8 protein-coding genes are annotated in these 12,672 nt (G+C 35.7%); 1 reads left to right on the top strand and 7 read right to left on the bottom strand.

The window, feature by feature from the left end:
- Positions 1 to 64 precede the first annotated feature (64 nt).
- A complete protein-coding gene (locus K7G76_RS06550) occupies positions 65 to 706 on the bottom strand; it encodes a DUF6266 family protein (RefSeq protein ID WP_103052474.1) in 642 nt (213 codons plus the stop codon).
- A 424-nt stretch (positions 707 to 1,130) separates the two neighbouring features.
- On the opposite strand from K7G76_RS06550, the gene K7G76_RS06545 reads away from it, so the two are divergent.
- On the top strand, positions 1,131 to 1,457 hold the full coding sequence (locus K7G76_RS06545; RefSeq protein WP_134200220.1) for a YegP family protein: 327 nt from the start codon (positions 1,131 to 1,133) through the stop codon (positions 1,455 to 1,457).
- Positions 1,458 to 2,397: 940 nt separating this feature from the next.
- Here the strand turns inward: K7G76_RS06545 and K7G76_RS06540 are convergent.
- The 6 genes from K7G76_RS06540 to K7G76_RS06515 form a co-directional block, all read right to left on the bottom strand.
- Positions 2,398 to 2,841, bottom strand: coding sequence for a heavy-metal-associated domain-containing protein (locus K7G76_RS06540; RefSeq protein WP_223033356.1), 444 nt, complete (start codon positions 2,839 to 2,841; stop codon positions 2,398 to 2,400).
- Between the two features lie 77 nt (positions 2,842 to 2,918).
- Entirely contained in the window at positions 2,919 to 4,688 is a 1,770-nt protein-coding gene (locus K7G76_RS06535; RefSeq protein ID WP_223033355.1) for an efflux RND transporter periplasmic adaptor subunit, read from the bottom strand.
- A 4-nt stretch (positions 4,689 to 4,692) separates the two neighbouring features.
- Entirely contained in the window at positions 4,693 to 7,197 is a 2,505-nt protein-coding gene (locus K7G76_RS06530; protein ID WP_223033354.1) for a heavy metal translocating P-type ATPase, read from the bottom strand.
- Positions 7,198 to 7,199: 2 nt separating this feature from the next.
- A complete protein-coding gene (locus tag K7G76_RS06525) occupies positions 7,200 to 8,435 on the bottom strand; it encodes a TolC family protein (protein WP_223033353.1) in 1,236 nt (411 codons plus the stop codon).
- Positions 8,432 to 12,133 carry an efflux RND transporter permease subunit gene (locus tag K7G76_RS06520; RefSeq protein WP_134200228.1) on the bottom strand — a complete coding sequence of 1,234 codons (3,702 nt, stop codon included), beginning with the start codon at positions 12,131 to 12,133 and terminating at the stop codon, positions 8,432 to 8,434. The genes K7G76_RS06525 and K7G76_RS06520 overlap by 4 nt, the downstream gene beginning before the upstream one ends.
- Before the next feature lie 109 nt (positions 12,134 to 12,242).
- On the bottom strand, positions 12,243 to 12,656 hold the full coding sequence (locus K7G76_RS06515; protein ID WP_241974209.1) for an HYC_CC_PP family protein: 414 nt from the start codon (positions 12,654 to 12,656) through the stop codon (positions 12,243 to 12,245).
- Between the last annotated feature and the right edge of the window lie 16 nt (positions 12,657 to 12,672).

Genomic DNA, 12,672 nt, shown 5'->3' with positions numbered 1-12,672 from the left:
TTTACGAATATAGCATAAAAAAACCGCTCGATTTGAGCGGTTTTCAAATAAAAGCACCAAGCTATTAATTGGCTATCCCAGAGCCTAAATAAGTACTGTTTGATACTTGGCTACCATCGGCAGTTATAAATGCCATAAATAGCTCTACAGTATCTCCTGCGTAGGTTGTTGGTATTGCAACAATTTGAGTTCCTACTGTTCTGTCTGCTCCATCTGTTAAAGAAATAGATTCTTTCTTTGATGGATTGTAAACCAATAACATTGCTTTATCGGTAGCATTGGCGTTACCTTCAGCAGAGTTATCATCCCAGTTAAAAGTTACCTCTCCAGCTGTTGCAAGATCTGTAGAAGGGTTCAAGGCAGCTGATAAACCTCCCCTACTTACTAATGCGGTTGCATAATCCACCTCAAAGTCTGGTTCGACTCCTGTGATGGCATTATTTAACACATAAGACATCGCAGCATTAAATGCTGTTTTCTTCACTGCTAAAAACTTATACCCTTTTTGAATAAATGGTTTAACAGCTTGAATAAATTCTAAAGTCACAGTAAACTTGTTTCTTTGGTTTACCTGACCTACAGTTCTTGGATTGGCTACACTTGAAGGTTTAATTCTGATGTAGTCAATTCCTTTCCAGCTTCCACCGATAATGTTTCCAACCTTACCGGAAAGCCCTCCTAAAATTCCTTGAGCAATTTTACCCATAACATAAATAATTTAAATGAAACTTACTTTTCTTCGGACTTGGTACGGACTTGACACGAAGTTGTACCTTCCGTTGAAATATATGGCAACTTTTATGCTATTCGTTGGATATGGATTTTGTTGCTTTAGATTGCTTCCTTTTGCATCAGAAATAAAAAAATGAATATTTTTTTTACAAAGAAAAAGAGAAAAAAGAAAGCCGTTTCTTTGATGGCGTTGACATACTGTCAAGTTTTTTGGAAAAAATATTGCTGATGGAAAGGGTTTTGAAATTTGCGCCTGACCAAAGGGGCAAGATTTTTTTCAAAACCCGTAGGGCTTGAACTTTATAGTATGAAGAGCGTGGGGTGAAAGAAGCCATCTATCTTTGCAACCTTTTTTTTCCTTTTCCGTATATTTATGGGTAATTAAAAATAAAAGTATTATGGCAAAATTTGAAGTATACCAAGATGCTCGAAATGAGTATCGTTTTAGGTTAAAAGCTAACAATGGTCAAACTATTTTAGCAAGTGAAGGTTATTCAGCAAAAGCTGGTTGTATGAATGGTATTGAATCTGTTCGGAAAAATTCGCAAGATGATAGTAAATTCGATAGAAAAATATCAAGTAATGGTAAACATTATTTCAATTTAAAAGCCAGTAATGGACAAGTGATTGGGACCAGTGAAATGTATGAGTCTTCCTCTGGAATGGAAAATGGTATAGCTTCTGTTAAAACTAATGCTCCAAATGCTTCTGTTGTGGAAGTTTAAGTTTAAACTAAAATCAACACCATAATAGTAAAGCCCTCTTTTCGAGGGTTTTCTTTTTTCGACAATGTTTCTTTAGCAGGTAATCGCGTAGCGTATGGCGATAGCCATAATAGCGAGCCGCCAGCGAGTTGAGCAAGGGTGGTGTGGGAAAATAGCCCGATAGGGCTACCACACCTACGTTGAAAACGCAAGGGTGGCGCAGGTTTTTGATGCCGGTGGCTTTAGCGTGGGTGTAGCGTGGGAAAGCAAGTGTAACAATTGAATGAAGCTATTGAAGGGTGGCTACCTTTTTTAAATTTTAGCAATTGTGAGTGCTTAACGCTATTTAATTATAAGGATTTAAGTAGATTAAGGAAATTGAGGATTATAAAATTTACTAACGAGCAATTGCCAATTTAAAAATGGGTTGTGTCGTGGCTGAAATAGCTGACTGAATGCGTTACTCTTGCTGTGCGTTTGCAATATAGAATAATCCGCTTTTGGGTTTTAAAATCTATTTAATCAGCTATTAAAGCGGTTTTAAAAGTATGCGCATACTTCAAATTTCTTGAAGCGGTTATTGTATATGCAAAATGGCTGCCTTCAAAAACTGTGACACCCTGATTAGCCCGCAGCGAACAGCAGGCGAGCCAAATTATTAAGCAGCGGTTGTACCCCAATTTATGTTTTGTGTGCCACGAGCACACACCTTATTGGGGTTTGGGGTGCAAGAGTAGCTGCGGGTGAGGAAGTTGTGTAGTGTGTGAAATAAAGCAAATGCATAGTGCTAACGAGGATGTGCCACCGCAGTAGTGCTATGTATGGTAAGCACCAATGCAACGCATTTGTGATTATGCTTTATGAAACAAAATGGAACAACTGACGAACACCTTATTACCTGCCCTTTTAAAATTAAAATGTAAAAAAAGAGCCTTCCGAAAAAGACTCTTAAATTATTTGCTTAATGATCGTGATTTGAATGGACATCACTTTTCATTTCACCAGATTGATTCATCATCATTTCGTGATCGTATTGGCAACAACCAGGTAAATTTTTATAGGCTTCTTCATTTCCTGCTACTTTTTCAGTATCATACCCTGAAGCTGCGATTGCATTATGAATTGCCATTACATCTGTTTTGGTATCATCAAAAGAAACATCAATTTTCTTTTTATCAACATCCCAATTGGCACTTGCCACACCTTCTACACTATTGGCTGCTTTTTCAATGGTAGTTTTACACATCCCACAATTACCTCTTACGCCAAAAGATAAATCTGTCATTGCGATTTCTTTTGATACTTCCGTTGTTGTAGTTTCTTCAACTTTTTTAGTTTCGTTTTTACAACTTGTTAATCCCATAGCTACTATTACAGCTACACTTAAAATTACTTTTTTACTCATAATTTCCATTTTTTTTAATTTGTTTTCGTGAATCTTCGATTTCATTGTTTAAAAATTTAATTATTATCTGTGTTTATTTATTCTATTGTTTGTTTAACCTCACCACATTTAAGCATTGCATCACCAAAATATGGATTCAAGATTTGTTCTTCTTTACTTAACCAATAGGCTCCGTTATTGTTATCTGCCATAGGGCAAAATTCTACATATACCTTTTCATTTACACCAAATATTTGAACCGCTTTTATTAAATGTGATGATAAATGTTTAAAATGGTCTCTTTGTGATTTTATATCGGACGTTTCAGAAATTGAAGTTGCAGAAGATTTTATTTCATCTACTAATGGCATCCAATGATTGTGCGCTTCATCTTTAAGCAATTTCATATCTACCCTACTCAAATTTGATAGTAAAGATGATGCATTTTGTGAACTACCTTTTGAGTCTTCTTTTACTAATGCATCTTTTAAATTGATGTAATCATTGTATACCTCTTTTAATTGCTCTTGAAATTTCTCTGATACTTTTAAGCGTTCATTCATATTAGTATGGTCACTTTCATTTTTTGATGTATTATTATCCATACCTAAATGACCTTCGTGACCTGTCATTGTTTTACCACCTTGCTTGTTCATCATTGACTTTTTGCCCTGTAGTTGTGCAGCAGCATCCACCGTAAACGTTCCGTTGGTAACAATTTCATTTCCTGTAAATAATCCCTCTAATACCTCATAATTATCACCGATTTTATTACCTAAAGCCACTTCTTTCAATTCAAAAACAGGTTCGTTTGGATTTGCTTTGAGATAGACTACAGAGCGTTCGCCTGTCCAAAGTACTGCCGAAGATGGTATCATTATTACTTCATTTGCATTGGTTTTAGAGCTTTCAATTGCTGCGGTTACAAACATTCCTGGTTTAAAAATGGCTTCTTTATTATTTAAAACCACACGTAAATCTACAGTACGAGTTTTGGTATTTAAAATTGGATCTATAAAATCTACTTTTCCTTTAAATTGTTTATTAGGATAGGCATTGGTGATTATTTTAACTTCTTGCCCTTTTTTGAATTGTTCAATCTGATTTTCATACACATCAAAATTTGCCCAAACCGTATTTAGATTTGCAATTTTAAGCAACGGTTGCCCTTGTTTGATGTAATCGCCTTGTTCTACCAATTTTTCGGTAACAGTACCAGAAACCGTAGCATACACGGGGAAATTTTCAATGACTTTGCCAGATGATTCAATTTGGTTGATTTGAGTTTCAGACAATTTCCAAAGCTTTAATTTATTACGTACCGCTTTGTATAGAGCAGGTTGCGATGCTTTTAAAGAAGTTGCTGTAATCAATTCTTGTTGAGCCGCATATAATTCTGGTGAATAGATTGTTGCCAACAATTGACCTTTACGTACTTCTTCACCTGTAAAACTGATATTCAATCGTTCAATTCTACCAGAAAAATAACTGACTTGTACTGCATTTGCTTCTTCGTTTTCGGCAATTTTTCCTGATAGTTTGATGATTCCATTTTCTGCTGAACCATTACCTACAACGGTAGTTTGAATGTCTGCCAAAGCCATAGCATTAGTGGTTAATTTAAACTGGTCTGCTGTTAATCCATCTGCACCAGCTTCAGCAGGAATTAAGTCCATTCCACAAATAGGACAATCGCCTGGTTCTGGTTGCATAATTTGTGGATGCATAGAGCAAGTCCACATTTGATTAGTTTGTGCAACTTCATTGTGATTATGGTCTGCTTCTTCTTGTGATGAACCACCGAAAAGCAACCATCCTAACAACAACCCAACTACCAATATTCCAAAGTAAATTATATATTTTTTCATAGTGTTATATTTTAATATTTCTTAATCTTAATGCGTTCACTATTACTGAAACAGAGCTAAAACTCATTGCCAAAGCTGCAATCATAGGTGATAATAATATTCCAAAGAATGGAAATAACACACCTGCTGCAATAGGTACACCCAACGCATTATAAACTAATGCGAAGAATAGATTTTGTTTGATATTCTTCATTACTCCACTACTTAAATGACGGGCTTTTACAATGCCGTGTAAATCGCCTTTTACCAATGTAATCATAGCACTTTCAATAGCGACATCTGTTCCTGTTCCCATTGCAATACCTACATCACTTTTTGCCAATGCAGGTGCATCATTAATGCCATCACCTGCCATAGCAACCACTTTACCTTCATTTTGAAGTTTCTCAACTTCTTTTAATTTGTCTTCGGGTAACATACTCGCTTTAAAATCTGCTAGATTTAATTCTGATGCTACTGCTTGTGCAGTATCGTGATTATCGCCTGTAAGCATTATTACATCAACCCCTTTGCTTTGCAATTCTTGTATAGCTTTTGCACTGGTATCTTTTATTTTATCTCCTATAACAACATATCCTACAACGGTTTCATCTAATGATAAATAAGAAACTGTCTTACCTTGTTTTTGGTAAGATTTAGCTTCGTCTTTCATTTTAGAAGTAATATCTGCTTTGGCATATTCCATCATTTTTGGATTACCTAAAGCTATTTTTTTACTATCAATTTCAGCTTCAACACCTTTTCCTGTAACTGCACTAAAATTGGTTGATTTTAGAATTTCGGCATTATGTTCTTTACCGTATTTAACGGTTGCTTCTGCTAATGGGTGTTCGCTATTAGTATTTAAGGAAACTATAAAATTTAACACCTCATTTTCACTAAAACCATTTCCAAAAGCACCTACTTTTTCAACTGTTGGTTTGCCTTCGGTAATCGTACCTGTTTTATCTACAATAAGGGTATTTACCTTATTCATTTTTTCTAATGCTTCTGCATTTTTAATCAATACACCATTTTGAGCACCTTTACCCACACCAACCATAACTGACATTGGTGTTGCCAAACCTAAAGCACAAGGACACGCAATAATTAATACTGCGATGGCATTAACAAACGCATATACATAGACTGGTTCTGGACCCCAAATAGCCCAAACAATAAAAGTGATAACAGAAATAATGACTACTACAGGTACGAAGTAACCCGATACTTTATCGGCAAGATTTTGAATTGGTGCACGACTTCGGCTCGCATCGTTTACCATGTGGATAATTTGAGATAATAGTGTGTCGCTACCGACTTTTTCAGCTTTCATCAAAAAGGATTGGTTGCCATTTATTGTTCCACTGCTGACATTATCATCTTTAACCTTATTAACTGGAATAGGTTCACCTGTAATCATTGATTCGTCAATAGTTGTTTCGCCTTCTGTTATCACACCATCAACAGGGATTTTATCGCCTGGTTTTACTTTTAGAATATCATTTAATTCTATCTTATCTATACTGACTTCAACTTCTTCACCATCTACCATTTTAATGGCTTTATTAGGTGCTAACTTTAATAATTCTTTTACTGCGGAATTGGTTTTACTGTGAGCACGAGCTTCCAATAATTGACCTAAAAGCACTAATGTTAAAATAACCGTTGCCGCCTCAAAATACACGTGAACTGCACCCGATTCGGTTTTAAACTCATTGGGAAACACATCAGGAAAAACCATACCAACCACACTAAATAACCACGCCACACCTGCACCTATACCGATAAGTGTAAACATATTGAGATTCCACGTTTTGATGCTTTTGTAGGCACGTTCAAAGAACATCCACGTGGCATAAAATACCACTGGAATGGATAAAACAAATTGAATCCAATTCCAATATTTCTGTTCCATCATATCGTATAACGGATTGTTATGTAGCATTTCACTCATAGCTATTAAGAAAATAGGCAAAGTAAATGCTGTTGCTATCCAAAACTTTTTCAATAGTTTTTTATAGGTCTTTTCTTCGGCTGAAAGGTCTGGTTTCATTGGTACTAAATCCATACCGCAAATAGGACAGGAACCTGCTTCATCTTTTACAATTTCGGGGTGCATTGGACACGTCCATTGTTCTGCATTTGTGGTTGATAAATTTTGTTCTTCAACCAAATCCATTCCGCACACAGGGCAATCGCCTGGTTTATCGTAGGTTTTATCACCTTCGCAATGCATTGGGCAGTAAAAAGTACCTGTACCTTTGCCTTTTTGGGTTTTCTCTGTTTTCTGTTTTGAATGATGATGATGATGTTCCCCTTGATTATGGATGCTATATCTACCGCCATCATCTTTTAATACCTTTTGAAATGTTTCTAAAGGAATATGCTGTTCCATTTCTATAGTAGCTTCAGCTTTTTCTAAATTAACCGATGCCTTTGAAACACCTTGTACTTTTGAAAGTGTTTCCTCTACGTGACTGCGACAACCGTTGCAAGTCATTCCGTGTATGTGATACGTGTGTTTCATTGTTAATTGGTTAGATAATTAATAATTGAACTTTGCACATAGAAATTTTTAACCGATTCTATTTGATTGATTTGAAACTTTAATTGTAATTCCTGAATATCCAAAACATCGTTAAAATCAATGGTTCCAGTTTCATAGCTTTTGATAAGGATTTGCTCTGCATCTTTAGCTTGTTTTAGGTTTTTTGTTGCTGTATTATTGCTTATTCTTGCTGAAATTCGGTCGTTAATAGCTTTATCTAATACCGTTTTTAAATTGTTTAAACGCTCTTGTTTTTGATAATTGATTTCTTGCTGTTCCAGTTCGTTTTGTTTGGAAATAGATTTGTACTTTTTATTGAATATTGGAATTGACACCGATACCATTGGCATTACAATATCTTTCCCGTTATCCGAGAAATTCATATCTGGTCTTTCGGAAACATTTATATAATCTAATCCAAAACCAATCATTGGACTGCTTTCTTTTTGATTTAGTAATTCTGACTTTTCTACAGACTGGTAGAGTTTATCAAACTTTACTAATTCAGGATGTATTGATAAATTTTCAGTATTGATTTCAAAATCTTCTATCGGAATTGTTAAGCTATCTACCACAGTAACTACAACATCATTTTTCCTATTCAAAAGGTTATTAAAATTAGTTTGTTCTGCTAAAAACTGTTGTTGCAACACATCTTTTAATTGCTGTAAATCGTTTTGTCGCATTTGCAAACGCAATACATCTACTGCTGACGCTTTACCTACCTCAACAGAAGTCAATGCCATAGTTTCATAGGTTTCCAACAATTTAATATTATCACTCAATATTTGCTGTTTTGCTTGGTTTGCATACAGTTTGTAATAGGATTGCGATACTGAAGCCATTAGTTTACGTTTGGTAATAACGATGTCTTCATATTTCGCATCTGCTAATGCGGTTATATAATCTTCACGAGAGGTAATTGTACCAAACCAAGGTAACATTTGTTTTGCTGATACTTTAAACCTTTGAGCGCCTGTGCGTGTTTCTGGTTCACTAACAAAGTAACCGACGCCAAATTCGGTGTTTGGAATGGTATTGACTTCGTTTACTTTTTCTGAAACTCTTTTGTATTGTAACTCGAATTTTTGAATTTCGGGATTGTTTTCCAACGCTTCATCAATTAATGTTTCTAATTGTTGAGCGTTTACAAAAAGACTCAAGAAACAAGAGCCAAGAGCCAAGACGATTTTTATGTGTATTGATTTATATTTCATTTTGATGCTCTTTTAAGTTGAACTTCGGCTTTCAAGCTATATAAAACTGGCACAACAAATAAGGTGATTAAAGCGATTAACATTCCGCCAAAACTTGGTATTGCCATAGGAATCATAATATCACTACCTCGCCCTGTTGATGTGAGTACGGGCAAGAGTGCTAAAATGGTTGTTGCTGTAGTCATTAAACACGGTCTAATACGTTTTTCACCTGCTTCTACAATAGATGCCCTAATTTCTTTTTTTGTTTCTGGTGAATTTCTATCGAATGTTTGTGTTAAGTAGGTTGCCATTACTACTCCGTCATCGGTTGCTATACCAAATAGAGCAATGAAGCCTACCCAAACAGCTACACTTAAATTAATGGTGTGCATTTGGAATAAATCACGTAGGTTTTCACCAAAGACACTGAAGTTTAAAAACCACGATTGTCCGTATAACCATATCATTAAAAAGCCACCTGCAAAAGCTACTGCAATCCCTGTAAAAACCATTAAGGATGTACCCACCGAACGGAATTGGAAATACAGAATTAAGAAGATGATAGCCAATGCTAATGGTACAACTACCGATAAGGTTTTTTCGGCACGTAATTGGTTTTCGTAAGTTCCTGTAAATTGATAGTTAATGCCTTTTGGAACTATTAATTCGCCTGCATCAATCTTACTTTGTATCATGGCTTGTGCATTTTCTACTACATTTACTTCTGCATAGCCATCCATTTTATCAAACAACACATAGCCTACTAAAAAGGTGTCTTCACTTTTAATGACTTGTGGCCCTTGCTCGTAACGAATGGTTGCCAATTCGCTTAAAGGTACAGGACTACCTTTTTCAACAGGCACGTAAATTTGCTGTAAATCGGTTGGGTTGGCTCTTAATTCTCTTGGGTAGCGCACACGAACGCCATAACGCTCACGACCTTCCACGGTTTGGGTTAAGGACATACCACCAACAGCTACTTTTAATACGTTTTGCACCTCTTCAATACTTACACCATAACGTGCAATTTTTTCTCTATCAATATCAATTAGCAAATACGGTTTACCCACAATACGGTCTGCAAAAACGGCTTCATCCTTTACACCTTCAGCTTCTTTTAAAATGGTTTCTAACTGCATTCCAAAAGCTTCAATTTCTTTTAAATCTTGCCCTTTTATTTTGATTCCCATTGGTGCACGCATTCCTGTTTGTAGCATTACCAATCGGGTTTCAATAGGTTGTAGTTTTGGTGCTGATGTGACGCCTGGTAATTTGGTGACTTTTACAATTTCGTTCCAAATATCGTCTGGTGATTGTATTTCTGGTCGCCAGTTTCGGTAAAACTCGCCATCATCGTCTGGGATTAATTGTTCTTTTACATTTAGAGATTGCCACGCTTCACGTTGTTCCGCTCGCAATGACATTCCGTTTTTTAATACATACTCACCATCATTGTTGACCTTATAGCGTTGACGCCCTCCTTTATCATTCAGCATATATTCAGGTTTGTATTGAATGATGTTTTCATACATTGATAATGGTGCAGGATCTAAAGCTGATTCTGTTCTTCCTGCTTTACCCACAACGGTTTCAATCTCTGGAATACTGGCTACTGCCATATCCAATTGCTGTAAAACGCGCTTATTTTCTTCTACTCCAGAGTGTGGCATTGAAGTTGGCATTAATAGAAAAGAACCTTCGTTTAAGGATGGCATAAACTCTTTACCTGTGTTTTTCATTATGAAAAAGCCTGCTATGACAATTGCTGTAGGTATGGAAAGAAATAATAATTTATTGTCTAAACACCATCTTAAAATACGTGTGTAGTATTTAATGAATAATCCAAATACACCTAACAAGCCAAAACAAATAATAGCTACAAAAATGAGGTTTAAGAAGATGCTTTCGTTTACTCCTAACGGTCGCCAATATTCTGCTAATAAGAATACAATTGCCGAAGCAGAAATGATGATGTTGGCAAAGTTTGCTTGTTTATCTGAAATCTTGTTTTGAAGATTTAATAAAGCTGTGACACCAAAAGCGATGAGTATGACACCTAACCAATATCCATAAATTATTGCTGCTATTCCTAATACTATTAAAACACCGTTTAAAGCATATTTAAAATGTTTTTGAATGCTCTTTTTTCGGAATAAAAAGGCCGCAAACGGTGGTATTAGAAATAAGGCTACAATTATGGACGCTGTTAAAGCAAAGGTTTTAGTAAATGCTAATGGTCTAAATAGTTTTCCTTCTGCACCAATCATTGTAAATACAGGAATAAAACTGATAATGGTTGTCATTACTGCGGTTACGATTGCACCAGATACTTCTGCTGTTGCGTTGTAAACGACTGTGTTTATTGGTAATTTGTTTTCGTTTTCGTCTAAATGCCTTACGATGTTTTCTGAAAGTATGACACCAACATCTACCATTGTACCAATAGCAATAGCAATGCCTGATAGTGCTACAATATTGGCATCGACACCAAAGAGCTTCATTGCTATAAATACCATTAACACCGCAACAGGTAATAGCCCTGAAATCAATACGGAAGCACGAAGATTAAATACCATTATGATAATGACCAAAATGGTAATGAGTATTTCTAAAGTTAAGGCTTCATTGAGTGTACCCAATGTTTCTTGAATCAATTCTGTACGGTCGTAAAATGGTACTATAGTTACTTGTGATGTTCTACCATCTGCCAACGTTTTTGTAGGTAGTCCTGCGCTTAATTCGTTTATTTTGGCTTTTACATTATTAATCACTTCCATTGGGTTAGCGCCATAACGTGCTACTACAACACCACCAACCACTTCTGCACCTTCTTTGTCTAAAATTCCACGTCTTGTTGCAGGACCTAAAGACACTTTTGCCACATCTTTAATTTTGATAGCTGTGTAATCTTCTGAAGTTACAACTGCATTTTCGATGTCTGCTATGGATTTCACATAACCCAAACCACGTACCAGATATTCGGCTTGATTGATTTCTAAAGTCTGTGCTCCAATATCTCGGTTACTTTCTTTAACTGCTTTTACAATATGGTGCAAGCCAATATTATATTGACGCATTAACTCTGGGTTTACATCAACTTGATATTCTTGCACGTAACCACCAATAGATGCAACTTCAGATACACCACTTGCAGATGACAATGCATATTTTACATAGTAATCTTGAATACTACGTAATTCGTGCAAATCCCAACCACCCGTTACATTTCCATTTTCATCACGACCTTCGAGTGTGTACCAAAATATTTGACCTAATCCTGTAGCATCTGGTCCCAAAGCAGGATTAACACCATCAGGTAATAAACCACTTGGTAAGGAATTTAGTTTTTCGAGAATGCGACTTCGACTCCAGTAAAACTCTATATCTTCTTCAAAAATGATGTAGATACTGGAAAAGCCAAACATAGACGAGCTACGAATGGTTTTTACTCCAGGAATACCCAATAATGATGTGGTTAATGGATAGGTAATTTGGTCTTCTATATCTTGTGGTGAGCGACCATCCCATTTGGTAAAAACGATTTGTTGGTTTTCGCCTATATCTGGTATGGCATCTACAGCAACTGGATTACTTGGTAAGAAACCAGTATCCCTATTGAAAGGTGCATTAACCGTTCCCCATCCTACAAAAAGGACGAGTAGCAGAACTGCAACGAGTTTATTTTCTATTAAAAATTTGATGCTTTTATTGAGCATTGGCTTTGATTATTAAACAGTTAGACATTGGTGTAAGAAAAACACCGAATACAGCAAATTATCCTTACGACATTGCAGTCATAGGATAAAAAAGTCTATTGTTTAAAAATCAAATTAAGTATGTTTCGTCAATCTTGTAGAGTTGCCTTATGACGAGTGGCGGTTTATATTCTTCGTAAGTAGAAACGTTATTTTCTAAACCTTCAAAAAGGTTAATGTAAGTGTAAACAAATGAAGCTAAAAATACTTGTTGTTCAAATGTGATTTTGTCAACTTGCAATTGTAATTCGTCTTGACCTTCAATTGCTAATTGTTTATCATCACAACAATTTTTCTTGGTAATAGAACATCCTTCGGTTGAAGGCTTTTCCATTTCCATTCCGCACCCTTTGGCTTTATGAAAAATAGCAGTTTCTACTAACGTATCTCCGCAATAATGCATATTCACAGTAAATGACATTGTAGAGAATAACACTACAAAAGCCATTGCGAAAGCCATTATTTTATGCAATACTTTTTTCATTGTAATTGCAAAGTTA

The organism is Hanstruepera marina, assembly GCF_019880635.1.
GTDB lineage: Bacteria > Bacteroidota > Bacteroidia > Flavobacteriales > Flavobacteriaceae > Hanstruepera > Hanstruepera marina.
Note: the sequence above shows the minus strand (reverse complement) of the source record. Positions and strands in the feature narration are given on the sequence as shown.